This window comes from Streptomyces sp. NBC_00094 (assembly GCF_026343125.1).
Classification (GTDB): domain Bacteria; phylum Actinomycetota; class Actinomycetes; order Streptomycetales; family Streptomycetaceae; genus Streptomyces.
The window spans coordinates 7,950,496-7,976,318 of sequence record NZ_JAPEMB010000001.1 but is presented as its reverse complement, the minus strand read 5'-3'; the positions used below and the strand labels follow the sequence as shown (position 1 = coordinate 7,976,318).

At 73.5% G+C, this 25,823-nt stretch carries 23 protein-coding genes; 15 read left to right on the top strand and 8 right to left on the bottom strand.

Going from position 1 to position 25,823, the window contains the following annotated elements:
- Window positions 1-96: 96 nt before the first annotated feature.
- From OG580_RS35165 to OG580_RS35150, 4 genes are all read left to right on the top strand, one after another.
- Window positions 97-1,677, top strand: a complete 1,581-nt coding sequence (locus OG580_RS35165; RefSeq protein ID WP_267047708.1) for a phage tail sheath subtilisin-like domain-containing protein — start codon at window positions 97-99, stop codon at window positions 1,675-1,677.
- A 119-nt stretch (window positions 1,678-1,796) separates the two neighbouring features.
- Window positions 1,797-2,240 carry a phage tail protein gene (locus tag OG580_RS35160; protein ID WP_267047707.1) on the top strand — a complete coding sequence of 148 codons (444 nt, stop codon included), beginning with the start codon at window positions 1,797-1,799 and terminating at the stop codon, window positions 2,238-2,240.
- On the top strand, window positions 2,240-2,659 hold the full coding sequence (locus OG580_RS35155; protein WP_267047706.1) for a hypothetical protein: 420 nt from the start codon (window positions 2,240-2,242) through the stop codon (window positions 2,657-2,659). The genes OG580_RS35160 and OG580_RS35155 overlap by 1 nt, the downstream gene beginning before the upstream one ends.
- Window positions 2,656-2,808 carry a DUF6760 family protein gene (locus OG580_RS35150; RefSeq protein WP_167346856.1) on the top strand — a complete coding sequence of 51 codons (153 nt, stop codon included), beginning with the start codon at window positions 2,656-2,658 and terminating at the stop codon, window positions 2,806-2,808. Before OG580_RS35155 ends, OG580_RS35150 begins: the two co-directional genes overlap by 4 nt.
- A gap of 974 nt (window positions 2,809-3,782) precedes the next feature.
- Here OG580_RS35150 and OG580_RS35145 read toward each other — a convergent pair.
- The gene (locus OG580_RS35145) at window positions 3,783-4,781 is read right to left on the bottom strand and encodes a hypothetical protein (protein WP_267047705.1); all 999 of its coding nucleotides are present in this window, start codon (window positions 4,779-4,781) and stop codon (window positions 3,783-3,785) included.
- A gap of 379 nt (window positions 4,782-5,160) precedes the next feature.
- Between OG580_RS35145 and OG580_RS35140 the strand changes: the two genes are divergently transcribed.
- Genes OG580_RS35140 through OG580_RS35105 form a run of 8 tightly spaced genes read left to right on the top strand, consistent with a single transcriptional unit; the run spans window position 5,161 to window position 13,181 of the window.
- A complete protein-coding gene (locus OG580_RS35140) occupies window positions 5,161-5,928 on the top strand; it encodes a hypothetical protein (protein ID WP_267047704.1) in 768 nt (255 codons plus the stop codon).
- 59 nt (window positions 5,929-5,987) lie between these two features.
- Window positions 5,988-6,425 carry a phage tail protein gene (locus OG580_RS35135; protein WP_267047703.1) on the top strand — a complete coding sequence of 146 codons (438 nt, stop codon included), beginning with the start codon at window positions 5,988-5,990 and terminating at the stop codon, window positions 6,423-6,425.
- A gap of 1 nt (window position 6,426) precedes the next feature.
- A complete protein-coding gene (locus OG580_RS35130; RefSeq protein ID WP_267047702.1) occupies window positions 6,427-7,167 on the top strand; it encodes a LysM peptidoglycan-binding domain-containing protein in 741 nt (246 codons plus the stop codon).
- A complete protein-coding gene (locus tag OG580_RS35125) occupies window positions 7,164-8,978 on the top strand; it encodes a VgrG-related protein (RefSeq protein ID WP_267047701.1) in 1,815 nt (604 codons plus the stop codon). The genes OG580_RS35130 and OG580_RS35125 overlap by 4 nt, the downstream gene beginning before the upstream one ends.
- 13 nt (window positions 8,979-8,991) lie before the next feature.
- Complete coding sequence (locus tag OG580_RS35120; protein WP_267047700.1) at window positions 8,992-9,390, top strand: GPW/gp25 family protein; 399 nt, start codon at window positions 8,992-8,994, stop codon at window positions 9,388-9,390.
- Window positions 9,391-9,400: 10 nt separating this feature from the next.
- Entirely contained in the window at window positions 9,401-11,389 is a 1,989-nt protein-coding gene (locus OG580_RS35115) for a putative baseplate assembly protein (RefSeq protein WP_267047699.1), read from the top strand.
- Window positions 11,386-11,955 carry a phage tail protein gene (locus OG580_RS35110; RefSeq protein ID WP_267047698.1) on the top strand — a complete coding sequence of 190 codons (570 nt, stop codon included), beginning with the start codon at window positions 11,386-11,388 and terminating at the stop codon, window positions 11,953-11,955. Before OG580_RS35115 ends, OG580_RS35110 begins: the two co-directional genes overlap by 4 nt.
- A 5-nt stretch (window positions 11,956-11,960) precedes the next feature.
- Window positions 11,961-13,181 (top strand): hypothetical protein, encoded by a 1,221-nt coding sequence (locus OG580_RS35105; RefSeq protein WP_267047697.1) that lies wholly within the window; start codon window positions 11,961-11,963, stop codon window positions 13,179-13,181.
- Between the two features lie 54 nt (window positions 13,182-13,235).
- Here the strand turns inward: OG580_RS35105 and OG580_RS35100 are convergent, their stop codons facing one another.
- Together OG580_RS35100 and OG580_RS35095 are read right to left on the bottom strand one after the other, a co-directional pair.
- The gene (locus tag OG580_RS35100; RefSeq protein ID WP_267047696.1) at window positions 13,236-15,314 is read right to left on the bottom strand and encodes a hypothetical protein; all 2,079 of its coding nucleotides are present in this window, start codon (window positions 15,312-15,314) and stop codon (window positions 13,236-13,238) included.
- 78 nt (window positions 15,315-15,392) lie between these two features.
- On the bottom strand, window positions 15,393-16,229 hold the full coding sequence (locus OG580_RS35095) for a sulfite exporter TauE/SafE family protein (RefSeq protein ID WP_267047695.1): 837 nt from the start codon (window positions 16,227-16,229) through the stop codon (window positions 15,393-15,395).
- Window positions 16,230-16,314: 85 nt separating this feature from the next.
- Here OG580_RS35095 and OG580_RS35090 point away from each other — a divergent pair, with 85 nt between their 5' ends.
- Window positions 16,315-17,094 carry a helix-turn-helix domain-containing protein gene (locus tag OG580_RS35090; protein WP_267047694.1) on the top strand — a complete coding sequence of 260 codons (780 nt, stop codon included), beginning with the start codon at window positions 16,315-16,317 and terminating at the stop codon, window positions 17,092-17,094.
- A gap of 58 nt (window positions 17,095-17,152) precedes the next feature.
- On the opposite strand, the gene OG580_RS35085 is transcribed toward OG580_RS35090, so the two are convergent.
- Entirely contained in the window at window positions 17,153-18,343 is a 1,191-nt protein-coding gene (locus OG580_RS35085) for an alginate lyase family protein (protein WP_267047693.1), read from the bottom strand.
- Between the two features lie 284 nt (window positions 18,344-18,627).
- On the opposite strand from OG580_RS35085, the gene tpx reads away from it, so the two are divergent.
- Window positions 18,628-19,128 carry a thiol peroxidase gene (tpx, locus tag OG580_RS35080; RefSeq protein ID WP_267047692.1) on the top strand — a complete coding sequence of 167 codons (501 nt, stop codon included), beginning with the start codon at window positions 18,628-18,630 and terminating at the stop codon, window positions 19,126-19,128.
- A gap of 128 nt (window positions 19,129-19,256) precedes the next feature.
- Here tpx and OG580_RS35075 read toward each other — a convergent pair whose 3' ends face one another.
- On the bottom strand, window positions 19,257-19,667 hold the full coding sequence (locus OG580_RS35075; protein ID WP_267047691.1) for a Fur family transcriptional regulator: 411 nt from the start codon (window positions 19,665-19,667) through the stop codon (window positions 19,257-19,259).
- A gap of 289 nt (window positions 19,668-19,956) precedes the next feature.
- On the opposite strand from OG580_RS35075, the gene katG reads away from it, so the two are divergent.
- Window positions 19,957-22,188 carry a catalase/peroxidase HPI gene (gene katG, locus OG580_RS35070; RefSeq protein ID WP_267047690.1) on the top strand — a complete coding sequence of 744 codons (2,232 nt, stop codon included), beginning with the start codon at window positions 19,957-19,959 and terminating at the stop codon, window positions 22,186-22,188.
- A 122-nt stretch (window positions 22,189-22,310) separates the two neighbouring features.
- Here katG and OG580_RS35065 read toward each other — a convergent pair whose 3' ends face one another.
- The 3 genes from OG580_RS35065 to OG580_RS35055 all read right to left on the bottom strand — a co-directional run bounded on the left by OG580_RS35065 (window position 22,311) and on the right by OG580_RS35055 (window position 25,669).
- Window positions 22,311-23,180, bottom strand: coding sequence for an acetylxylan esterase (locus OG580_RS35065; RefSeq protein WP_267047689.1), 870 nt, complete (start codon window positions 23,178-23,180; stop codon window positions 22,311-22,313).
- Window positions 23,181-23,504: 324 nt separating this feature from the next.
- A complete protein-coding gene (gene gap / locus OG580_RS35060; RefSeq protein ID WP_267047688.1) occupies window positions 23,505-24,503 on the bottom strand; it encodes a type I glyceraldehyde-3-phosphate dehydrogenase in 999 nt (332 codons plus the stop codon).
- A 209-nt stretch (window positions 24,504-24,712) separates the two neighbouring features.
- Window positions 24,713-25,669, bottom strand: a complete 957-nt coding sequence (locus OG580_RS35055; protein WP_267047687.1) for a GlxA family transcriptional regulator — start codon at window positions 25,667-25,669, stop codon at window positions 24,713-24,715.
- Between the last annotated feature and the right edge of the window lie 154 nt (window positions 25,670-25,823).

Sequence of the window (25,823 nt, the reverse complement as noted above, 5' to 3'; positions counted from 1 at the left end):
AGCGCTGCGCCGCGACGACGCCGACGCCTCAGCCACGAACCGCCGCCTCCGCGCGGTCACCGGCCGACAGACCCCACCAGCGAGGAGCAACCGACCGTGCCCACCTATCTGTCCCCCGGCGTCTACGTCGAGGAAGTCGCCAGCGGCTCCCGTCCCATCGAGGGCGTCGGGACCTCCGTCGCCGCGTTCGTCGGCTTCTCGCCCGTCGGGCCGCTCAACGAGCCGGTGCTCGTCACCAACTGGTCGCAGTACGTCGCGTCCTTCGGCGACTTCACGGACGGGTACTACCTCGCCCACTCCGTCTACGGGTTCTTCAACAACGGCGGCTCCGCGGCGTACGTCGTGCGCGTCGGCGGCGGGGACGCGGCGGGTGCCGCCCAGGCCGTCGGCGCGGCCGCTCCCGCCGTGCCGCAGCTCGTCGCCGGCGAGGCCGTCGCGCTCGGCGCCTTCCGCGTCGCCGCGATCGCCGCCGGTTCCGAGACCGGCGGGGCGCTCACCGTCGAGGTGCAGGACGTCGAGGGCGACGCGGAGCGCTTCAAGCTGGTCGTCAAGGACGGCGAGAAGGTCGTCGAGAGCTTCGACGCCTCCGCCAAGAAGAGCGCCCGCAACTACGTCGTCGCGCAGGTCAAGCAGCGCTCGAAGACCATCGTGCTGGAGGAGGCGACGGCGGGTGGGCAGCTCGCCAGGCCGGACGCGCAGGCCGTGACCCTCGCCCCGCCCGCGCAGGTACCGGTTCCCGTCGCCGCGCAGGCCGGCGGGGCCGCCGCGCTGGAGTCCGGTCAGTTCATCGGCGACTCCGCCGACCGCACCGGCTTCGGCGGTCTGGAGGCGTACGACGAGATCAACATGGTCGCGGTGCCCGACCTGATGGCCGCCTACCAGCAGGGGCTCATCGACCTGGAGCAGGTCAAGGCCGTCCAGCTCGGCCTCATCGCGCACTGCGAGCTGATGGGCGACCGGATGGCGATCCTCGACCCGCCGCCCGCCCTGAACGCCCGCGACATCCGCACCTGGCGCCAGGAGACGGCCGGTTACGACTCCCGGTACGCGGCGCTCTACTACCCGTGGATCAAGTCGTTCGACCCGGCCACCGGCCAGACGCGTACGGTGCCGCCGTCCGGCCACATGGCCGGTGTCTGGGCCCGCAACGACTCCGAGCGCGGTGTCCACAAGGCCCCCGCCAACGAGATCGTGCGCGGTGCGGTCGACCTGGAGCTCCAGATCACCCGCGGCGAGCAGGACCTGCTCAACCCGATCGGCGTGAACTGCATCCGTGCCTTCCCGGGGCGCGGCATCCGGGTGTGGGGCGCGCGGACGCTGGCCTCCGACCCGGCCTGGCGCTACCTGAACGTCCGCCGCTACTTCAACTACCTGGAGGAGTCCGTCCTCGTCGGTACGCAGTGGGTCGTCTTCGAGCCCAACGACCAGTCGCTGTGGGCCCGTATCCGCCGCAACATCTCGGCCTTCCTCGTCAACGAGTGGCGGCAGGGCGCCCTGTTCGGCCAGCGCGCCGAGGACGCCTTCTACGTGAAGTGCGACGCCGAGACCAACCCGCCGGAGTCGGTCGACCTCGGTCGCGTGGTCTGCGAGATCGGCATCGCCCCGGTGAAGCCGGCCGAGTTCGTGGTCTTCCGGCTCGCGCAGTTCCAGGGCGGTGGCGGCGACCTGGAGGAGTGACCCTCCGCCGCACCGACCGCACCACCCCTTCTCCACCCCTCCCCCGCTCTCCCCGCCTCACGGGCGAGTTCACCGAACTCCTCGGGCGGGTCCCGTCACAAGAACAGGAGTGATCCCCCATGTCCCTCGACACCGGCGACGCCCTCACCACCCACAATTTCGGCCTGCAGATCGACGGCGTGATGGTCGAGACCCTGCAGGAGATCAGCGGCCTCTCGATGGCGCAGGACGTCATCGAGTTCCAGCAGGTCTCGGCGGACGGCAAGCCGATCATCAAGAAGCTTCCCGGCGTGAAGAAGGCCGGAGAGTGCACGGTGACCCGCGGTGCCACGCAGTCCGCCGCGTTCACCGAGTGGATCGCGTCCTCCATCGCCGGTGACATGGGGTCGGCCCGCAAGGACGCGTCCATCATCTTCCTCGACTACCAGCTCAGCGAGGTGAAGCGCTACAACCTGCGCAACGCCTGGTGCACCAAGGTGGAGTTGAGCGCGACCAAGGCCGGCGACGCCGCCGCCCTGACGGAGCAGGTCACCATCACCTTCGAAGAGCTGACCCTCGGCTAATGCGACGCGAAGGATCGGCGGGACCGCAGCAACACCGCCAACAGGAGCCCCTCCGCACGGAGTTCGCGTTCGAGCTGCCGCGCGGGTTCGTCGACGAGGCGGGCACCGTGCACCGCGACGGGGCGATGCGGCTGGCCACTGCCAGGGACGAGCTGCTCCCGCTGCGGGACATCCGGGTCCGCGAGAACCCGGCGTACCTGTCCGTGGTGCTGCTCGGCCGGGTCATCACCCGGCTCGGCACGCTCCCGTCGGTCCACGACGGGACGGTGGAGAACATGTTCGCCTCCGACCTGGCGTTCCTCCAGGACTTCTACCGGCAGATCAACGCGGAGGGCCACACCAGGGCCGCCGTCGCGTGCCCGCACTGCGAGGAGTCCTTCGAGGTCGAGCTGGCCGGGAGCCGCCTGGGGGAATCGTGACGTACGCGGCCGACCGGATCGAGGAGGAGACCGCGTACCTCGCCTTCCATTTCCACTGGGGCATGGACGACATCCTCGACCTGGAGCACGCGGACCGGCGGCGGTACGTGGCACAGGTGGCCTCGCTGGTGGAGCGGTCGCAGGCGTAAGGGCAGTACCGGGAAGGGAGGCGGGAGACGGTGGGGATGTTCGAGAAGTGGCGGGCGCGGAAGTCGCCCGGAGCGGCGGCCGGTGCCCCTGCGGAGGGCGCGGCTCCCGTCGCCCGCGCGGCGGCGGCGCCCGGGGACGCGTGGCGGGCACTGCCGCCCGTGCAGCGGGTGCTCGACGCTCCCCGCACCATCGCGGAGCACGGCTTCGCGGCGTCCCTCGCGACCCACTGGAACCCGTCCTTCCAGAGCGACCTGGGCCACGGCGCGGTACCGGACGCGCCGGCGGGTGTCCTCCTCGACGCGGTACGGCCCGTACGCCCGGAGGCTCCGCTCCCCGCGGGGTCGGAGCCGCCGGAACTGCCGGGGCTGCGGCTGCCGACGGCCGGGACGGCGACCCGCTCGGATGTGGGCGGACCCGCGGCCGGGGAGTCGCGGGCACGTGGCGGCGCGCGGGCGAGTGTCCAGCGCGAGACCGTCGCGCCGGTGGCGGCGCGCGCGGGGACGACTCGTCCGGTACGGGGGGAGGCCACGGCCACTCCGGTACGGAGCGAGGGTGCGCCGCGCGGGGGCGGACCGACGGGCGCGCCCGGATCGGCCGCGGCTCCGGCGCAGGCGGCTGCGCCTGTGACCTCGCCCGGGTCGGCGTCCCGGTCGGCGTCCTCGTCCGGGCCCCGGCCCACTCCATCGGCCGCTTCCCCGGCCACTCCTCCGCCCACGCCACAGGCCGACCTTCCGTCCACTTCCCGGTCCGCGCCCTCATCCACGCCCCGGCCCACTCCATCGGCCGCTTCCCCGGCCGCGCCTCCGCCACAGGCCGGTCCTCCGGCCGCGCCCCGACGCACGACCCCGACCACTGCCCCGTCCGCGACAGAGTCCGCGCCTCGGTCCACGACACCGGCCACGACCAGGCCCTCGTCCGCGTCTCGGCCTTCCTCTCCCTCCGCCTCCTCATCTCGGGCCGAATCCCCGGCGGTTCAGCGTGCCGCCGCGCCCGCGAGCGCTCCGTCGACGGCCTCCGAGGCATTCGGGAGCCAGGCCCGGACACCGGCGGAGGCGCCGACGGCCGGGGCCGCGCGGCGCGCCCCTGTCCGGCTCGCCCCCGTGCGGCGTACGCCCCTGGTCTCCGCCCTGCCCGTGCAGCCGCCGCGCCTCCTGACCCCGGCCGGTACCGACCGGCCCGGTGACACCGTCACGTCCGGCAGCGCGAACGTCCAGCGGGCGGCGGCCCCTCCGCGTACGCCCGGGAGTGACGCGGCCACCTCCACGACCGGAGCCGCGCCCACCACCGCACCGGGGGCCTCGGCCTCCGGGCGGTCCCAGAACGTCCCGGGCCCCGTTTCCCCCACGGGGCCCGGGATGCCCACTCCCGCCGACAACGCGCCCGGCACTCCGGTACAGCGCCGTGCCCCCGTACGCCGTTCCCGGCGTGCTCCGGGCGCCGACTGGAGCGCGACGGCGTCCACTCCGCCGCCGGCACCCCAGGTGAGCCCGGCGCCTGCCGACTCGCCCGTACCTCCGGCACCTCCGGTCGCCGACGCGCCCCGCGTGAACCCGGCCACCCGGCCGGGCCCGGCAGGCACGCCCACCTCTCCGGTGCGGCCGGGGCTCGGCGCACCCGTACAGCGCTCCGCCACCGAAGCACCCTCCCCGCGCGCCAACCCCGCACCGCGACGGTCACCGATCGGTGCGCCGCTCCCGCGCGGGGCGACGCCTCCCGGGGCCTCGACCCCGGCCACGTCCGTTCCGCCGGCGGGCGCTTCCGTGGCGCCCGCACCGCAGCCGGCCTCACCGGTTCCGAACGCGGTGCCCGAGCAGGCGCCGGTCCAGCGGGCGACGGCGCCCCAGGCCCCGGGCGCGCCGCACACCACTGCTGCGGCCGCCCCGGCGACGTCGCACGCCCCCGGCGCACCGAAGACACCTGGCGGCCGGCCCACCGCGGTCCCCCACGCGCCCGCCTCGGCCACGTCACCCACACCTGTCACTCCACCAAACGCTTCGGAGCCCCGCACCGCCACGCCCCCGCAGGCGCCGAAGACCCCCACCACGTCCACGTCCGCGCACGCACCCGCCGATCCGCGCGCACCCCGCACCACGTCGAGCCCGACACCGCGCCCCGCCGAGACCCCGGCAGTCCAGCGCACCGCGACCCCTCACACACCCACCCCGAAGCCGGACCCGACGCCGAACCCGACGCCGCGCCCGGCCCTGCCCCGTACCGTCACGTCACCGACACCCGCACCGGCACCGGCACCCGCACCCGCACCCGCCACCTCCAGCGCGCCCCCCTCTCCCATCGCGTCACGCCCCACCGTCCCGACGCCGGCCCAGCCCGTCGCCGGTCCCCTTCCCGTCGTGCAGCGCACCACGCCCCCGGCCCCCGCCGACTCGCCCATGCCCACACCGGCACCGGCACCGGCACCGGCACCGGCACCCGCACCCGCACCCGCACCCGCCAAGTCCGTCCAGCCCGCGCCCACCCCCCTGGTCACCGTCACCGGCCTCCCCCGGGCGACCGCGGCCACACTGCAGCGGCGGGCGGCCGTGCTCCCGCTCGCGACCACCCGGCCGCTCACCCCGAGCCTGCCCGGCACCCCCGGTCGTCCCGGCCCCGCGGCCGCGCCCACCGGCCCCCGTATCCCGGTCCGCCAGGCGCCCGTTCCTCTCGCCACGGCCACCGCCGCCGTCCAGCGACGCGCCGACGCGGCCCCCGGTCCCGCCCGTCCCGTCGTCCCGATCGGCCCGCCCGCCGCCGCGCGGCCCGTCGACCGTCCGGTGGTCGTCCAGCGGCAGAGCGCCCCGGCGGCCACGACGTCGACCGCGCCCGCCGTCATCTCCACGCCCGTCCCCCTCCGGCAGATACCGGCCCCCTCCGCTCCCGCCGTCCAGCCCCCGCCGGCCCCCCGCGCCACCACGGTCAGCCGCACCACCGCGTCCGGCGGTGCGCCCTCCGTGCAGCGGACCGGCGACGCCGCAGCCACCCCGTCCCTCGGGGATTCCGAATCGCCCACGCAGCTGGACGAGTTGGCCCGTCGGCTCGTCACCCCGCTGTCGCGGCTCCTGCGCGCCGAGCTCCGCGCCGACCGCGAGCGCGTGGGCCGCCTCCGCGACCACGGTCACTGACCGAGTACCAGCTCACCCTCCTCCGCGCCCGACACCGACGACCCGAGAGACCCGCCACCATGCCCACGCAGCTGGACCCCGCATCCACCGTCTTCTTCAAGCTCGCCATCGACGGCCAGGACCTCGGCCTGTTCAACGGCTGCGACGGCCTCTCCTCCGAGGTGGAGATCGAGCGGCGTCAGGAGGGCGGGATCAACGGCTTCGTCTGGCAGCTCCCCACTCGCGTCACCTTCTCCACCATCCGCCTCACCCGTCCCCTCACCCCGGACACCGCCAAGGTCGCCGCCTGGATCTCGTCCCTGGCCACCGGCATCACCCGTCCGACGGCGCAGATCGCGGCCCTGCGCGCCGACGGATCGATCGTCGCCCAGTGGGGCCTCGTGGAGGTGCTGCCGGTCCGCTGGACGGGCCCGACGCTCGACCCGGCCAACCCGGCCGTCGCCACCGAGACGCTGGAGATCGCGCACCACGGCTTCACGGACGCGGGAGGCGCCTGAGATGGCCGGCATCCTGGGCGCCCTGGCGGCCCGCGGGCTCTCCCGCGCCTCGCTCGCGATCCATCAGCCGCCGACCGACCTCGGCGGCTCCATGGGCGGCCGGCTCGGTGAGGTGAAGTTCCAGTTCAACCCCGACCAGCTGCAGCTCAGCCGGTCGGCCGACTGGCACACCGAGCCTGCCGTCGCGTACACCCGCGGCGCGCCCCCGAAGTTCACCGGCAGCCGGCCCGCCCAGCTCCAGCTGGACGTCTTCCTCGACCGCTCCGACGACCCGTCCTCCAACGACGTGCAGCAGCAGGTCGAACTCCTGCTCTCCTGCTGCGAGGTGACCCGGCAGAGCATCAGCGCGAAGGCTCCGTCACCGCCCTGGGTGAAGTTCTCCTGGGGGTCGTTCTCGACCGTGCAGTTCGTCGCGTACGTCACCTCCGTGTCCGCGACGTACACCCTGTTCAGCCCCAGCGGCATCCCGATCCGCGCCACCTGCTCGCTCTCGCTCACCGAGGTCTCCACCGCGACCAAGGGGCAGAACCCGACCTCGGGCGCGCTCTCGGCCCGTCGTGTGCATCGCACGGTCGCCGGTGACTCCCTCGCCTCGCTCGCCTGGCGGGAGTACGGCGACGCGACGCGCTGGCGGGTCATCGCCGAGGCGAACGGCATCGACGACCCGATGCGGTTGCGCCCCGGCACGGAACTGCTGCTCCCTTCCACCACCGAAACGCCGGAGACCGAGGGCACCTCATGAGCGAGAAGACCTTCACCACCGTCCTGCACGTGCAGCTCGACGGCACGCCGCTCCCGGACCCGCTCGCGGTCCGTCTCACGGAGGGCTGGGTGGACGCCAGTGTCAACGTCCCCTCCGCGTTCCAGCTGACCTTCAGCGACAAGGACGGCACCCTCACCGCGAAGTTCCCCTACCTCAAGGTGGGCGCCATGGCGGTGCTGTCCCCCTTCACCGACGGACGGCTCGGCGAGCCCATGCTCACCGGCGAGGTCACCGCCGTCGAGGTGGACGCGGCGCCCGGCCACGGGCGGTACCTGATCGTGCGCGGGTACGACCCGGGCCACCGGCTCCTGCGCAGCCGGCGCGTCGAGGGCTATCCGAACATGACGGCCTCCGACATCGTCCGGAAGCTGGCCGCGCTCAACCGCATCCCCATCGGCCGGATCGACGCCACGCCCACCGTGTACGAGCTGGCGACCCAGCCCAACATCACCGACTGGGACTTCCTGTCCCGGCTGGCGCGCGAGAACGACGTGCGGCTCTCGCTGGACCCGGCCGGCCGGCTCGTCTTCGCCGCGCTGCCCCCGGCCTCCTCCGCGCCCGCCGACACCACGCCGGCGGCGCAGAGCCCGTACGTCCTGGACTTCGGGTCCAACACCCTGCACAGCCGGGTCTCCGTGACCGCGGCCGGGCAGGTGGGGAAGGTCGACGTGCGGGGCTGGGACCCCCGTACGAAGCAGGCGCTGTCCTCTCCGACTCCCGCCGTGGCGAGCCGGGACATCGTCTCGGACATCACTCCGGCGCAGCTGTCGGCGCCGTTCGGCACGGCCGAACTCGCGGCGACGGGAACCCCGTTCACGACGCAGTCGGAGGTGACGCAGGCGGCCGCGGCGCTCGCCGACGACGTCACCGGGTCGTTCGCGGAGGTGGAGGTCGCCGTCACCGGCAATCCGGCGCTGAAGCCGGGGCAACCGGTGGCCGTGAAGGGCGCGGGTTTCCCCTTCGAGGGGCGCTACACCGCCACCGGTGTCCGTCATGTCTTCGCGTCGGGGCGGCAGTTCACGACCTGGCTGACCGTGTCGGGACGGCAGTTCCGCTCGCTGTACGGGACGGCCTCGGGCGGCGGCGAGCCCGCGCCGCCCATGCCGGGCGTCGCGGTGGCGCTGGTCACCAACACCAAGGACCCGCTCTCGCTCGGCCGGGTGAGGCTGCGCTTCCCGTGGCTGTCGGCGACGTACGAGAGCGGCTGGTGCCGGGTCGCGCAGCTCGGCGGGCGCGGGGGTGGCGGTCTCGTCCTGCCCGAGGTGGACGACGAGGTGCTGTGCGCCTTCGACCGGGGCTCCCTGGAGCATCCGTACGTCCTGGCGGGGCTCTACAACGGCGTCGACCGGCACACCCCGGCCACCGATCGCGTACCGCCGGTGGACCCGACGAGCGGCCGGGTCCAGTGGCGTGCGCTGACCTCCCGTACGGGCCACACCGTGGAGCTGCGCGAGGAGGGCGGCCGGATGCGTGCCTCGCACGGCATCCGGCTGCGGACCGCGAAGGGGGGACTGAGCGTCGAGTTGAACGAGGCCCGCACCACGCTGACGATCGACAGCGACGGCACGGTCACCATCTCGGGGGCCCGGGGGGTGACGGTCGAGTCGGGGGCCGATCTGACGCTCTCCGCGAAGGGGCGGATTCGGCTCGACGCGGGGCTCGGCGTGGACATCAAGGCCGGCGCGAAGTTCAAGGTCTCGGCGCTGACGCAGGCCGTCGTGAACGCGCCGGCCTTCATCACCTCGACCGTCCCGATGCCCAACCCCATCGCAGCGAACCTGCCGTTCTGAGGAGGACCGCCCCATGAGTGAGCACTTCGTCGGCGCGGGCTGGGCGTTCCCGCTGCGCACCGGACCGAACGGCTCGATCGCCCTCGTCCGGCGCGACCGCGAGATCGAGGAGTCGATGCGGCTCGTCCTGGCGACGGCGCCGGGCGAGCGGCCGATGCGGCCTGAATTCGGTTGCGCTGTGCACGAGTTGGTGTTCTCCCCGGTCAACGACGCGACGATGGGCCGGGTCCGGTACGAGGTGATGTCCTCGCTCGACCGCTGGGAACCGCGCATCGAGGTGGAGGACGTCGTGGTCGCCCCCGCGCCCACGGATCCGACCACGCTGTACATCGACGTCCGCTACCGGGTGCGCGGCGCCAACAACCCGCGCAACCTCGTCTTCCCCTTCTACGTCATCCCCTCCGAGGACTGAAAGAGCCACCATGGCCCTGCCCGCACCCCATCTCGACGACCGGCGCTTCCAGCAGTTCGTCGACGACGCCAAGCGCTACATCCAGCAGGCGTGCCCCGAGTGGACCGACCACAACGTCTCGGACCCGGGCGTCACGTTGGTGGAGGCCGTCGCGCACATGGCGGACCAGCTCGTGTACCGCCTCAACCGGGTCCCGGAGAAGAACCACCTGGCCTTCCTCGACCTGCTGGGCGTGACGCTCTTCCCGCCGGCCGCCGCCCGCGCCGAGATCACGTTCCGGCTCTCCGCGCCACAGGCCGAGCCGGTCCTGCTGCCCGCCGGCACGGAGGTCTCCACCGGGCGTACGGAGACGGAGGAGGCCGTCGTGTTCGCGACGACCTCCGATCTCACCGTCGTGCCCTGCGAGTTGACCCGGCTGCTGCGCCAGGAGGCCGGCGGCACGCCCGAGGACCGGTCCCAGGACCTGCTGGGCGGCGAGGACGTCTCCGTCTTCTCTCCGCTGCCGCGCGTCGGCGACCTGCTGCTCCTCGGCCTGTCGGCGGCGGTGCCGGACTGCGTCCTGGTCCTCGACCTGGACAGCCGGGTCGACGGCGTGGGCGTGGACCCGCGCCGCCCGCCGCTGGTGTGGGAGGCGTGGACGGCGGCCGAGGGATGGACGGTGTGCGAGGTCGACGAGGACGCCACGGGTGGACTCAACCGTCCGGGCGAGGTGGTGCTGCACATGCCGTCGGGGCACGCCGTGTCGCGCCTCGGCGGGCATACGGCGGGTTGGGTGCGCTGCCGGGTCGTGGCGCCCGCCGACGGACTGCCGTCGTACAGCGAGTCGCCGACCGTGCGGGCGGCGGGTGCGTTCACGATCGGCGGCACGGTGCGCGCGGCGCACGCCGAGACCGTGCGGAACGAGCAGTTGGGCGCGTCCGAGGGTGTCCCGGGGCAGCGGGTGCGGCTCGCGCACGCGCCGGTCGTGGACCGGCCTCCGCTGCTGGTGCAGGTCGCCGAGCGGGCGGACGGCGCCGTGGACGAGTCGGACCCCGAGGCCGGCTGGCAGGAGTGGACCGTGGTGCGGGACTTCGCCTCCTCGCGCCCCGGTGACCGGCACTTCACGCTGGACGCGACGACGGGTGAGATCGCCTTCGGCCCCTGCGTGCGCCAACCGGACGGCACCCTGCGCCAGTTCGGTGCCGTGCCGCCGAAGGGTGCGGCGATCCGGGCGGCGCGCTACGGCACCGGGGGTGGCCGGGCCGGCAATGTGGCGCGCTCCACGATCACCGTGCTCCGCAGCTCCATCCCGTACATCGCGCGGGTGGAGAACCGCGAGGCGGCGCGGGGCGGGGTCGACGGGGAGACCGTCGAGGAGGCCAAGGCCCGCGCGCCCATCACGCTGCGGGCGCAGGAACGGGCCGTCACCGCCCGCGACTACGAGGAGCTGGCGCGGCGGGCCGCGCCGGAGGCCGCGCGCATCGCCTGTCTGGCGGCGGATGCGGCGGAGGCGGGCGACAACGCGGTCCGGGTCCTGGTGGTGCCGCAGGCGGTGCCGGACCGGGGTGGACGGCTGCGGTTCGAACAGCTCGTCCCGGGCGAGGAGTTGCTGTCCCGGGTGACGGGTTTCCTCGACGAGCGGCGCCCGTTGGGTACGCGGCTGGCCGTCGGGCCGCCGTTCTACCAGGGGGTGACGGTGGTGGCCACGCTGCACTCCTTCCGGGCGGCCGAGGCGGAGCGCGTACGCGCCGAGGCGCTGGACGTGCTGTACGCGTACCTGGACCCGCTGACGGGCGGGGCGCACGGCGAGGGGTGGCCGTTCGGGCGTCCGCTGCGGGCCGGGGAGGTCTTCGCCGCGCTCCAGCGGGTGCCGGGCGTGGAGCTGGTGGACGAGGTCCTGCTGCATCCGGCGGATCCGCTGACCGGCCGGCGGGGCGACACGACGGACCGGATCGAGCTGCTGCCGTCCGCGCTGCTCTTCCCCTTCGACCACCGTGTCCGTGTGATCGAGGCGCGGTGAGCGGGTCCGCGCGGGGTACCGTCCCCGGGCTCGCGACCCCGTACCCGCTGGGGGCGGCGCTGCCCGCCGTGTACGCCGAGGACGACTTCGGGCAGCGATTCGTGGCCGGCCTCGACGTCGTCCTCGCTCCCCTCTTCACCGTCCTGGACTCGCTGGAGGCGTACTTCTCGCCCGCGCTGGCCCCCGACGACTTCGTCGACTACCTCGCGACCTGGGTCGGCGCGGAACTGGAGGGCACCGAGCCGCTTCCGCTGCGGCGGCACGCGGTCGCCTCGGCCGTGGCGCTGCACCGGGTCCGCGGCACCCGGCAGGGTCTCGCGGCGGCGGTCCGGCTCGCCTTCGGCGTCCCCCCGGAGATCACCGAGAGCGGTGGGGCGAGCTGGTCGGCCCGCCCGCTCGGCCCGTTCCCCGGGGCGCCGGAGGCGGGGCTGCGGGTCGTCCTGCGGGTCGCGGACCCCGGCGCGGTCGATCCGCACCGGCTGCGCGCCGTCGTGGCCGCGGCCCGTCCCGCTCACCTGCCGTTCACGGTCGCGGTGACCACTTCCCGTACATCCGAAGGAGCCTGACCCCCATGAGTGACGCGCCCCAGTCCCGTCCGTGCCCGGACTGCGCGAGCCCCGTACGCGCGACGGACCAGTCGTTCTGCGACAGCTGCGGAGCCTTCCTCCGCTGGGACACCCCGGGAACGACGACGCCCCTCCCGGACCGGGAGGAGTCGACCGCCGGCCCTGCCCCCGTCGTCGAGGAGCCGAGCGGGGACGTTCCGGAGGACCGGTCCGCGCCCGGCTCGGACCCGGGCCCCGAGCCCACCGCCGAAGAGGTCACCGCTCCCCTGCCCGCCGTGGTCCCCTCCTCCGAGGAGCCCGATCCGGTGGCCGTCCCGGAGGCGCGGCCCGCGTCCGACGCGAGTGGGACGCCGCCCCAGGCGGGTGCGACGCCGTCCGACGCGCCGGCGGACACCGTCGTACGCTCCCTCCTCGTCCCGGTCCCGGGGAACCGGCCCGCCGAACCGGCCGTCGCCGCCCCCGTGCTCCCCGCGCGTCCGGAGGCCGCGCGTCCCGCGTCGAGGGCGGCGGCGGCGCCCGCGCCCGTCGCGGGCGGCACGCCGTGCCCCGCCTGTTCCACGGCCAACACCCCCGGCCGCCACTTCTGCCGCTTCTGCGCGACCCCCATGGTCCCCGAGCGGCTCTCCACGGCCGAGGGTCCGTACGCGGGACGGCGGCCCGGACTCGCCCGCGACCGGAGCCGGTGGATCGCCCGCGCCCTGATCGCCACGGCGGTCGTGACCGTGGTGGTCGGCGGCGTGATCGGCGGCCCGCCCGCCGCCCGCGCGGTCCAGGACCACTTCGCCACCCGCGTCCCGGTGCATCCCGTCGCCTGGGTCGCCTCTCATGCGGCGCCCAGGCAGGACCCGAAGCTGGCCGGTGACGGGTACTCCAACACCTGGTGGGGCACGGGGTACGCGGGCGACTCCGCGGGCCAGTACCTGGAGGCCCGCTTCGCCGAGCCGACGGATCTGCTGAGCCTCCTCATCACCCCCGGCAGCTCGAAGAACACGACGCAGGCGGACGGGCAGGCGACCCCGCGCACCTTCGACCTCGTGGTCAAGGACTCCTCGGGCGAGACACACGTCTCGCACCACCGCATCAACGACGGCGGCACCCAGCGCGTCGACCTGCGGGTACGGGACGCGCTGTCGGTCCAGCTCGTGCTCCGCACGGCGTGGCGGGCCGACCCGCGGAAGCAGGTGGCCGTCGCGGAACTGGAGTTCTTCGGCAGGTCGGTCACCTGAGCCGGCGAGCCCGCGAGCAGGATGGTCGCCTGAGCCCGCGGGCCCGCGAGCCCCTCACACCGCCGGGCCGTGCCCGTCGAGCCAGGCGCGGGCCGCCGTGAGTTCGGCCTCGGTCGGGGCGGGGCGGAGCTGGTCCGGGTAGCGGATCAGGTGGTGCTCGCGGGCTGTCCGGAGGCCGATCGCACGGGCCTGCGCCGACAGTCCGGGATGGTCCGCGACCTCCTGCGCGCGCCGCCACCAGTCCCGGCTGTGCAGGTCCACGGCGTAATGCCACAGGGGCTGCGCCGGGTCGGCCACGCCGATCAGCACCTGCTCCAGGACGTGGGTGCGGATGCCAGGGGTGCCCAGGAGCCGGTCGGCGACGAGCAACGGGGGCTCCCCGTCGAGCCGGGCCCGGAGCAGGACCCAGGTCATCAACTGGCCGTCGTCGTGGGCGCCGGAGGTGACGAGGTCCCACAGTTCGGCCGCCTTGGTCTCGTCCGGGGCGCCGAGGTGGGTCAGCGGGCGCAGGGCGTCCTTCCACGCGGGCCGGGGCCTGGCCCACCAGGCGGTCAGGGCGTCGGCGGCCGGGTGGTCCAGGTCGAGGGCCAGGCAGGTGAGCGTGACGAGCGGGTGGCGCCATTCGGTGTACGTGGTCCGGTACTTCTTGGTGAGCTCCTTCTTCCAGCGGGGCAGCAGCGCCTCCACCTCGGCCTCGGTGGCCTCCCCGTGGGCCAGGAGGAGTTCGAGGCAGAACGCGAGCCCCTGGACGCCGGTGGCCGGGTCGGCCACCTGGGCCCGCAGCCAGCGGACGTCGGCGGCGGTGAGGGTCCGGTACCGGTGCCATTCGCGGCCCAGTACGCCCTCGGCGAGGGTCAGGTCGGGGCCGGTGCCGGCCAGCAGCTCGTCGCGGACGGCCTCGTAGCGGTCGGCGGCGGCCAGCGCCTCCGCCGGGTCGGTGCCGGTGGCGTCGGTGTACGCGGGTCCGAGCCGGGCGGCGTCCTCCCGGACGTGGGCGAGCCCGTCCCGCGCGGTCTCCGCGAGGCACACGCGCAGTTCGCGCGGGAGCCGTTCGTCCGTACTGAAGCGGACCGCGGCGAGCGCCGAGAAGCGCCGGCCGGTCTGGTAGTCCGCGCCCGTCGCCTGCCGCCGGTCGGCCGTGACGGCTCCGGTGAGGGCGGTCGCCAGGGCACGCATCGCCCTCTCCGGGGCACCGTGCGCGGTCAGTTCGGCGGCGAGGAAGGCCGCGGCCTGTACCGCGTCGGGTTCGCGGACCGCACGGTACGCGGCCAGCCACGGGACGATCGCGGCGCGGTCGCCGCCCTGCCCGAGTCCACGCAGGACCGTGAGGCCACGCTCGGACGGCACCTCGCCGAGGACGCCGGCCGCCTGGGGGCCGACGGCGGTGACGACGTCCCAGGCGTCGGCGTGGTCGTGGCGGAGCAGCGCGTGGAGCAGCCCGCGCCAGGCGTCCCAGGCGGCGAGACGTCCGGCGTACTCCTCCCGCCAGACGCGCAGCAGCCCATCGGTCTCGTCGTATGTGAGGGCGTCCCGACGCTCCAGCGAGGTGACGAACCGGGACGCCTCGGCCAGGTCGACGGGTTCGCGCAGCCGGTCGTGCAGCCAGGCCGCCTCGGGGGCGGTCAACGGCCGGTAGCGGTAGGGCAGTCGGGTGCGGTCGACGGGTTCGTCGAGCGCGGCGAGGAACTGGCGTGTCCCGGCGGGGTCCCGGGGGTCGGGCATCCCCGTACCGTCCCGGGATGTCACCCGGTCCAGCCGGAAGGCGCCCTGCGGGCCGCCGTCGACGACCTGGAAGCCGTCGGGGCCGGGCCCGAGTCCCGCGGCGACGGCCGCGTGGGTGCCGCCCCAGTACAGCATCAGCTCGCCCTTCAGGGCGCCGGAGCGGTCGAAGGCCTGGTGGGCCTGCCAGTGCCAGTACGCGAAGGAGGTGCCGGTGGCGAGTCCTCGCACCGCGAACAGCTCGGCGGCGTCCTCGTGACCGTCGGACTGGGTGAAGCGGCTGCGGGTCGGCGGCGGAAGCACCACGAACCCGTCGCCGCCGAGCGTGCGCCACCAGGCCCGTACGCGGTGGAGATCCGAGCGCCCCTCGGCCGGGTTCCCGTCGGGCGCGGCGTCTGCGCGAGGGCTGGTCATGTGCTGCTCCTTGGACGGTCGTTCCGGCGCCTCACCCTGTCATACGGCGCGCAGGCCGGTGAGGAGGGCCCGCCCCGCTCAGACGCCGCCTACGGTCGGGGCCAGGTCCGGTACGGCCATCGCGAGCGCCACGACGGTGAGCAGGCCGACGTACGCCCAGGCGTGGACGCGGTCCGGGATGTGGGGCGGACGGCGCCGGAGGACCGCGATGACGGGGAGGGCTCCGAGGAGCAGCGCCCCGGCGGCCCAGGGGTCGACGAGGCCCACGAGGTCGACGTGCGACGCGGCGACCGGGAGCGGGGAGCCGGCGAGGGAGACGGTGGCGGCCGGGAGCGCGATGGCGAGGGTGAGGGGGTTGGCCAGCGCCGTCGCCACGCTCATGGGGTGGCCTGCCCGGCGCATCGCGGGGACGGTCATCACGCTGCCGCCCACGCCGAGGAAGGCCGCGAGCGCGCCGATGGGCGCACCCGCCGTGGTCGGCAGCGGCCGCCTGTGGTCGGCCCGGGCCGGCCTGTCCGTCCCTGGGCGCGTCCTGGTACGGAGGAAGCCGGGGCGGAGCAGCAGGTCCAGGACCGTCACGGCGACGTACAGGACGAACGCCCAGCGGGCCAGGGCCGCCGGGGCGAAGCGGGCCGCGTACGCGCCGGCGCAGGCTCCGGCGGCCAGCAGGGGAAGCAGCGTGCCGCTGCCGCGCAGGGCGAGGAGCACCCGCCGCGGGGTGACGGCCGTCGCGAAGGCCGCGTTCACCAGCATCACCAGGGCCGAGGTGGCCGTGGCCACCCGTATCGCGTCCGTACCGAGGGCGGTGTCCGCCCACACCACGACCGGGACCGCCACGAATCCTCCGCCGAACCCGAACAACACCGTCGTCGCTCCGGTGAGGAGCCCGATCGCCACCAACATCGCCATGTCCATGGGGTCAAGACCATCAGCCGAGCAGCGTGTCCCGCATCCGATGGTCGGCACACTTCTTTCGCGTCTCGGCCAGTAGGGTGATCCGGTGAAGAACATTCCGCTGGACGACGTCGACCACGTCGACCGGGCCGTCCTGCCGATCGGCACCGACTATCAGGACGGGCAGGTGCTGGACTGGCACGAGCACCGGCGCGCGCAGTTCCTCTACGGGGCGACCGGCGTCATGGTGGTCGACACCGCCGACGGCAGCTGGACCGTCCCGCCCGAGCGGGCCGTCCTGATCCCGGCCGCCACCCCGCACCGGGTCCGGATGCTGGGCGTGAGCACACGCAGCCTGTACGTCGAGCCGGGTGCCGTCCCGTGGTGGCCGCACCGGTGCACGGTCGTGGACGTACCGCCGCTGCTGCGTGAACTCCTGCTCGCGGCGGTCGAGTTCGGACCCGACTACAGCCTTTCGGGGCGGGAGGGCGCGGCCACGACGCTGCTCCTGCACGAGATCGCCGCGCGTGCCCCGCTCCCGTTCCACGTCGACATCCCCACCTCCGCCGCTCTCGCGGAGCTCTGCCGGGAGTACCTGGACGCCCCGGACGCGGGGGTCACCAACACCGACTGGGCGGCCCGGACCGCCCTGAGCGAGCGGGCGTTCACCCGTCGCTTCCGGGCGGAGACCGGCGAGAGCCCGGCGGTCTGGCGGGCCCGCGCCCGGCTCCTGGCGGCCGTCCCCCTGTTGCGTACCGCCTCGGTCAGCGAGGTCTCCGGCCGCCTCGGGTACGCCTCCCCGGCCGCGTTCACCGCCGCTTTCACCCGGACGTTCGGCCTCCCGCCGTCCCGCTTCACCGCGAGCCGCACGTCCGGCGGGCGCTGACCGCCGGGGCCGGTCCGGATCCGGCCCCGCCCCGGCCGTCGGCGCCGGCCTCTTCCGGTCAGCCGGGGTTGCCCGCGTGGGTGAGGGTCCCCCAGGCGACGAAGAGGTTGTTCGTGCCCGCGGGCCGGCCGGCCTCGGTGAGCCGCTGCGTGTTCGTCATGCCGTATCCCATGCGGTGGTGCAGCGCGTTGAAGCCGACCTCGGTGACCGGCCCGAGGTGGTCGTGGAGGGTGCCGCCGCAGAGCCAGCCGGGCACCGGCTCCCCGAGCTCGTACTTCGCCTGGAGGCCGAGGGCGTGGCGCAGCCGGTCGGCTACCTCGGGGTACAGGTCCTGGCTCTGGATGCGGCTCGTCTCGGCGATGTGCGAGATGGCGGCCAGGCCGTATCCGGTGTGGGTGAGGTCGCGGCAGGTCTCCTGGGTGAGGCCGTCGACGAAGGTGGTCTGCCCCTGCCAGTACCGGACGAGCTCGTCACGGGTGTCGAGGCCGCTTCCGGGCGCCGCCTTCGGGAGGGCGCCGTCGCTCGTGAGGTAGATGTACGCGGGGACGCGGCCGCGGAACGTGGCCACGGCCTTGTCGTAGGCGGCGCGGTCCTCCAGGAAGACGGCGATGCCGATCGCGGCCTCGGTCATGCTGAGCTCCCAGTTGCCGTTGGAGTGGGAGCCGTTGGTGACCTCGGGGAGGTAGACGGTGCGCAGCATCGTCTTGAAGCGGTCGACGCGGGCCTGGGGCCAGGCAGTGGAGGTGTAGCGGATGATCTCGGCGGCGCGCGGCCAGGAGGAGCCGGCCCAGCCTGTCTGCAGGGGTGCGTTGGAGTTGGTGTGGTCCGTGATCACGGCGGACCAGGCGTCCATGATCTCGATCGCCTTCTGGGCGTAGCGGCCGTCGCGCGTGATGTACCAGGCCAGGGAGAGCGTGTACGCGGCGATGGCGTCCTCGCGCTCGTCGGTGCAGCCGAGGTTCGGGTTCGAGTACGAGCCGCACTCCACGACCGATCGGGGCTTGGGGACCCGGGACAGCGAGGCGTACTTGCTCGCCATCATCTGGTCGAAGGCGCCCTTCCACGGCTGCGCCCCGGAGTTGACCTTCTCTCGGGTGAAGTCGAGCTGGCCCCGCGAGACCAGGACGCCGGGGTGGACGAAGGTGGCGGGGGCCGCCTCGGCGCGGCCCCCCGTGGGGCCGACGAGGAGTGTGGCGAGGAGAGCGGCGAGGAGTAGGGGTGCGGCGAGCAGGAAGCGCCTTCGAGACATGGAGTTACCCCATCTTCATGTATGTGAACGGGGAATGGCTGTCGAGGGGGGAACCTAAAGGTCTGAACCAAAGGCGTCAAGACCGGGAGTTCGAGCTCGGCAGCGATCGCCGTCACCGACGACACACACAGGAAAGCTTCTCGCGATTCACATACGTGAACATGCGGGCACCCCCCACGCTCACCACCTCCCCCACCCCCACCGGCGGCCCGTGTCGTTCCCGCAGGTCCGCACGCCGTACGATTCCCCGCGTTGCCACTCACACCGTCCGAAGGAGATCTCCCATGGCCCAGGTCACGCTGAAGGGCAGCCCGGTACAGGTCAACGGCGCTCTGCCGATCCCCGGCAGCCAGGCTCCCGACTTCACGCTCGTCGCCGAAGGACTGGCAGACAAGTCGCTGAAGGACTTCACCGGCCAGCGCAAGATCCTCAACATCTTCCCGAGCGTCGACACCCCGACGTGCGCCTCCTCCGTCCGCGCCTTCAACAAGAAGGCCGGCGAGCTGGACAACACGGTCGTGCTCTGCATCTCCGCCGACCTGCCCTTCGCCCAGGCCCGCTTCTGCGGCGCCGAGGGCCTGGAGAACGTCAAGAACCTCTCGACGCTCCGCGGCCGCGAGTTCCACACCAACTACGGCGTGGAGATCACGGACGGGCCGCTGGCCGGCCTGACCGCGCGCGCCGTCGTCGTCCTCGACGAGAACGACACCGTGCTGCACGCCCAGCTCGTGGGCGAGATCGCCGACGAGCCCAGCTACGACGAGGCCCTCGCGGTCCTGAAGTAGTCACCGCCGCACCACGGCGTACGAGAGGAGCCCCTCCACCGGACAGGTGGAGGGGCTCCTCTCGTCGCACCCGGGAACGGGACCGGGACTCTCAGGATCGTCACACCCCGGGAACGGGACCGGGACCCTCAGGAGCACGCCGGGCAGAGCCCGCGGTACGTCACGTCGGCCTTCGACACGGTGAAGCCGAACCGCTCCGTCGACGGGAGCACGGCCAGCGGGTCTCCCGTCGGGTGGACGTCCCGGATGAGGCCGCAGCCCGAGCAGACCAGATGCTGGTGCGGGTGGTGCGCGTTCGGGTCGTACCGCTTCGCCCGCCCGTCCGTGGAGAGCTCCACCACCTCGCCCAGCGCGACCAGTTCGCCCAGCGTGTTGTAGACCGTCGCCCGCGCGATCTCCGGCAGCCGCGCCACGGCCCGGGCGTGCACCTCGTCCGCCGTGAGGTGCACGTGGTCGCCGGCCAGGACCTCCGCGACGACACGCCGCTGGGACGTCATCCGCCAACCCCGCGCTCGCAGTCGCTCCAGCAGGTCACTCATCGACTCACCTCTTCGGCATCGGCGCGGGACCCCGCATGGAGCGACGTACGTTCGGGTTCCCGTCGGACGGACGTTTGGCGCGGTTCTTGACTTGGACTACGTCCATCGTAGGATCGGATTCGTAGATGGCCAAGGGACAGGAAGACTCCCGTACGAGCGATTCGTCCACAGCACACACGATTCGTCCATAGCGTCGACGAGGCCGGCGCCGCACCCGGGCCCGGCGCCCGACCGCTGCGTCGACCGCACTTCCTGAGCACTGTGATCCGCGAGGTCCGGAAGGATTCCCATGTCTGAGAACCATGATGCAATCGTCGTAGACGCGAAGACGGAGGGCGGCGGCGGCTGCCCGGTCGCACACGAGCGCGCCGCGCACCCGACCCAGGGCGGCGGCAACAGTCAGTGGTGGCCGAACCGGCTCAACCTGAAGATCCTCGCCAAGAACCCCGCCGTCGCCAACCCGCTGGGCGGGGACTTCGACTACGCGGAGGCGTTCCAGAGCCTCGACCTGCCGGCCGTGAAGCGGGACATCGCCGAGGTCCTCACGACCTCGCAGGACTGGTGGCCCGCCGACTTCGGCCACTACGGCCCGTTCATGGTCCGGATGGCCTGGCACAGCGCGGGCACGTACCGCATCAGCGACGGCCGCGGCGGCGCCGGCGCCGGCCAGCAGCGCTTCGCGCCGCTCAACAGCTGGCCGGACAACGGCAATCTGGACAAGGCCCGCCGTCTGCTGTGGCCGGTCAAGAAGAAGTACGGCCAGAACATCTCCTGGGCCGACCTCATGATCCTCGCCGGCAACGTCGCGCTGGAGTCGATGGGCTTCGAGACCTTCGGCTTCGCCGGTGGCCGCGCGGACGTGTGGGAGCCCGACGAGGACGTCTACTGGGGCCCCGAGACCACCTGGCTCGACGACGAGCGCTACACCGGCGACCGCGAGCTGGAGAACCCGCTCGGCGCGGTCCAGATGGGCCTCATCTACGTCAACCCCGAGGGCCCCAACGGCACTCCGGACCCGATCGCCGCGGCCCGCGACATCCGGGAGACCTTCCGCCGGATGGCGATGAACGACGAGGAGACGGTCGCCCTCATCGCGGGCGGTCACACCTTCGGCAAGACCCACGGCGCCGGCCCCGCGGAGAGCGTCGGCGCCGACCCCGAGGCCGCGCCGCTGGAGGCCCAGGGCCTCGGCTGGAGCAACTCCTTCGGCACCGGCAAGGGCGGCGACGCCATCACCAGCGGGCTCGAGGGCATCTGGACGGACACCCCCACCGCCTGGGACAACAGCTTCTTCGACATCCTCTTCGGCTACGAGTGGGAGCAGTTCAAGAGCCCCGCCGGCGCCCACCAGTGGCGGCCGAAGGACGGCGCGGGCGCGGGCACCGTCCCGGACGCCCACGACTCGTCGAAGACGCACGCCCCGACGATGCTGACGACCGACCTTTCGCTCCGCTTCGACCCGGCGTACGAGCAGATCTCGCGGCGCTTCCACGAGAGCCCCGAGGCGTTCGCCGACGCCTTCGCGCGTGCCTGGTACAAGCTCACCCACCGTGACATGGGCCCGGTGGCCCGCTACCTCGGCCCGGAGGTCCCCTCCGAGACCCTTCTCTGGCAGGACCCGCTGCCCGCGCTGGACCACGAGCTCGTGGACGCCTCGGACGTCGCCGCCCTCAAGAGCAGCGTGCTCGCCTCGGACCTCACCGTCTCGCAGCTCGTCTCGACCGCGTGGGCGTCGGCCTCCTCCTTCCGCGGCAGCGACAAGCGCGGCGGTGCCAACGGCGCGCGCGTACGTCTCCAGCCTCAGAGCGGCTGGGAGGTCAACGACCCCGACCAGCTGGCGACGGTCCTCCGTACGCTCGAGGGCATCCGGGAGACGTTCGACGGCGCGCAGACCGGCGGCAAGCGGATCTCGCTCGCCGACCTGATCGTGCTGGCCGGTGCCGCGGGCGTCGAGCAGGCGGCCAAGGACGCCGGCTTCGAGGTCGAGGTCCCCTTCCGTCCGGGCCGCGTGGACGCCGCGCAGGACCAGACCGACGTGGAGTCGTTCGCGGCGCTCGAGCCGGTCGCCGACGGCTTCCGCAACTACCTCGGCAAGGGCAACCGCCTCCCGGCCGAGTACCTGCTCATCGACCGGGCGAACCTGCTGACCCTGAGCGCCCCCGAGCTCACGGTCCTCGTCGGTGGCCTCCGTGTGCTCGGCGCGAACCACCAGCAGTCGCGGCACGGTGTCCTCACCACGACCCCGGGCTCCCTGACGAACGACTTCTTCGTCAACCTGCTCGACATGGGCACGGTCTGGAAGGCGGTGTCCGAGGACGCCACCACCTTCGAGGGCCGGGACGCCGCCACGGGCGCCGTCAAGTGGACGGGTACCCGCGCCGACCTGGTCTTCGGCTCCAACAGCGAGCTGCGCGCGCTGGCCGAGGTCTACGCGAGCGACGACGCGAAGGAGAAGTTCGTGACGGACTTCGTCTCCGCGTGGAGCAAGGTGATGGAACTGGACCGGTTCGACAACGCCTGATCCTCGTCATCCGGTCGTCGCGTCCCGGCAGGCCCCCATGGGCCCGCCGGGACGCGACGGTCACCGGAAGGCGTCCGAGTGGGGCGGGCCACCCGCTGCCCACTCGGACACGCCCGGCGACATCAGGCCGTGGGGCCGGGAATCTGCAGCGCCTTGGTGTTGCGGCTCCAGCCGGACCACAGGTCGTCGTCGACGCAGTAGGTGCAGTCGGCGCCGAAGAACATGCCCCGGGCCCGCTCGTCGCCCATCAGCCAGAAACGGAGCCAGGCGGTGGTCGGGGCGCGGAACTCGCCGCCGTCGCCGATGGAGCTGAGGTGTCCGGCGCCGCGGACCTCGCCGTAGACGGCGGGGACGTGGGAGGAGTCCCGGTAGAACGCCTTCACCAGGGCCGGCCACACCGTCAGGTCCCGCTGACCTGCCAGGTAGAAGACGGGTTCGCCCATCAGGTCGGGGTCGGCCAGGGGGCCCGGCTGGATGGGGACGGCGGTGTCGACGCGCGGGTCGATCGCGGCGTTGATCGCCGCGGCGCCGCCCTGCGAATGGCCCGCGGAGCCGATGTGTTCGAGGTCCACCTTGCCGTGGAACGGGCTGCCGCTGTCCGCGTTCCACCGCTCCAGCACGTCGATCCCGGAGCGCATGGTGATCGCGAAGTTCGAGGTGGGGGTGTTCGCGGCGGCGACGATGAAGCCCTGGCTGGCCCAGTGCCGCAGCAACGAGCTGTAGACGCCCGGCACGGCGCCGGTGCCGTTGCCCCAGATGACCACCGGGTGCCGCTCTCCCGACTGCCCCATGTTCCGGGGGTAGTAGAAGGTGTGCACGACGCCGATGTCGACGTTCACCTCGTACGGGCCCGTCTGGCCCCAGTCGACCGTGGCCGACGTGACGCTGCCCGTGGTCTCCTCCGCCGCGCCGGCGGTGCCCGGCGTGACGTACGACGCCAGCACGACGGCGAGCAGGACACTGCCGAGTGTGCGGCTCAATCTCCCTGACATGGGAACTCCTCTACGGATACGGCGCGTTGCGCGTCCTCGCAATCGCGACCCGTGCCCATGGTCGGGGTCCCCGACACGGCTGTCTCCCCGCAGAAGCCCAGCGCTGCCGTGCTCGGACTGGGCATCTGCCCAATCCGCCTCGACCTCCGGACGAGACCGTCGTCGGCGTCGAGGGCCGTGGCGACGGCGAGCGGCCGGGCATGGCAGAGCGCTCCGGCCGCCGGTCGTCGGGGTCGTGACGACTGGCCGGAGCGCTCTCGGGGATGCCGCGCAGGTGTGCGGGCCTACGCGGCTGTGGCCGTTGGCCAGGCTTTGACCGTACGGTCAGCGGCCGGCGAGGAGTTCGAGCGAGTCGATCACGCGGTTCGAGAAGCCCCACTCGTTGTCGTACCAGGCGACGACCTTGATATGGCGGCCCTCGACGCGGGTCAGCGCCGAGTCGAAGATCGACGACGCCGGGTTGCCCGTGATGTCGGAGGAGACCAGCGCGTCGTCCGAGTACTCCAGGACGCCGGCGAGCGGGCCCTCCGCGGCGGTGCGGTACGCGGCGAGGACGTCCTCGAGCGTCACGTCGCGGGCGACGGTCGTGTTGAGCTCGACGATCGAGCCGACCGGGACCGGTACGCGGATCGAGTCGCCCGACAGCTTGCCGTCGAGCTTCGGGAGCACGAGGCCGATCGCCTTGGCGGCGCCCGTCGTCGTGGGCACGATGTTCCAGGCGGCGGCACGGGCGCGGCGGGGGTCACGGTGCGGGCCGTCCAGCAGGTTCTGCTCCTGCGTGTAGGCGTGGACCGTCGTCATGAAGCCGTGCTCGATGCCGGCGAGCTCGTCGAGGACCGCGGCCAGCGGCGCGAGCGCGTTGGTCGTGCAGGAGGCGTTCGAGACGATCGTGTGCAGCTCGGGGTCGTACGCGTCGGTGTTGACGCCGTACGCGAGCGTGACGTCGGCACCGTCGGCCGGCGCGCTGACGAGGACCTTCTTCGCACCGGCGTCGATGTGGGCGCGGGCGGCCTTGGCCGACGTGAAGCGGCCGGTCGACTCGAGCACGATGTCGACACCCAGCTCGGCCCAGGGCAGCTGCGCGGGCTCACGCTCGGCGAGGACCTTGATGCGGCGGCCGTCGACGACGAGGGTGTTGCCCTCGACGCTCACCGGACGGCCGAGGCGACCCGAGGTGGTGTCGTAGGCGAGCAGCCGCGCGAGGCTGGCCGGCTCGGTGAGGTCGTTGACGGCCACCACCTCGAGTTCGCTGTCGCGCTCCAGGAGTGCGCGCAGCACGTTCCGTCCGATGCGGCCGAATCCGTTGATCGCGATGCGAGTCATGAGCGGTGTCCCTTTCCGTTCCGTTCCGTTGCGCTTCAGACTCGCGCACGAAATCCGCCCGTGACAGCGGCGTGATCGCCACGGTCCGCAAGGATCGCGCCAGGGACGGCGGAGCCGTGTGACGGAGGGGTCGACGGGGGTGCGGAGAGGACGCGCGAGAAAGCGGCGGGCGTGCGGGGGCGGGCGGGGATGCGGGGGCGGCGGGCGGGCTACTCGCCCTGCGCGAAGGTGCGCCGGTAGTCGCTCGGTGTCGTACCGAGGATGCGCTGGAAGTGCAGCCGCAGATTCGCGCCGGTGCCGAGACCGACGTCGGCGGCGATCTGCTCGACGCCCCGCTCTGAGCGTTCCAGCAGCTCTCGGGCCATGTCGATCCGGGCGCGCATCACCCACTGCATGGGCGTGTACCCCGTGTCCTCGGCGAACCGGCGGGAGAACGTGCGTGCCGACACCGCCGCGTGCCGGGCGAGGATGTCGAGGGTGAGGGGCTCGTCGAGCCGGTGCAGCGCCCATTCCCGGGTGGCGGCGAACCGTTCGCCGAGGGCTTCGGGCAGGCTGCGCGGCACGTACTGCGCCTGGCCGCCGCTGCGGTAGGGCGCCGCGACGAGCCGTCGGGCCGCGTGGTTCGACGCGGCGACGCCGAGGTCGCCGCGCAGGATGTGCAGGCACAGGTCGATGCCCGAGGCGGCGCCGGCCGAGGTCAGCACGCTGCCCTCGTCGACGAACAGGACGTTCTCGTCGACGTGGATGAGGGGGCGTTTCGCCGCGAGCGCCCGTGCGTAGTGCCAGTGCGTCGTGGCGCGCTTTCCGTCGAGGAGGCCCGTGGCGGCGAGTGCGAAGGCTCCGGTCGAGATGGCGGCCAGCCGCGCGCCGCGCTCGTGGGCGGCGATCAGCGCGTCGACGACGGCCCGCGGCGGGTCCTCGCGGTCGGGGAACCGGTAGCCGGGGACGAAGATGATGTCCGCCCAGGCGAGGGCGTCGAGGCCGTGGGCGACGTGGTAGGACAGCCCGTCCCCGCCGGCGACGGGCCCGGGCGCCGCGCCGCAGACCCGTACCTCGTACGGCATGCTCGCGCGGGTCGTGAAGACCTGCGCGGGGATCCCGACGTCGAGCGGCTTCGCGCCTTCGAGGACGAGGACGGCGACGCGATGCGGGTGGGAACTGGGCACGTGAACGAGGGTACGCGGCGCCCTCGGACACCGGCGCCCCCGTACTCGGAATAACACCCTCCGCAACTGCTCCCCCCGTGTCAGGAACCCTTCCCGGGCGTTGGCACTCATGATCCATGGGGACAGGGGGGCGCGCCGTGACGGTCACGCACTC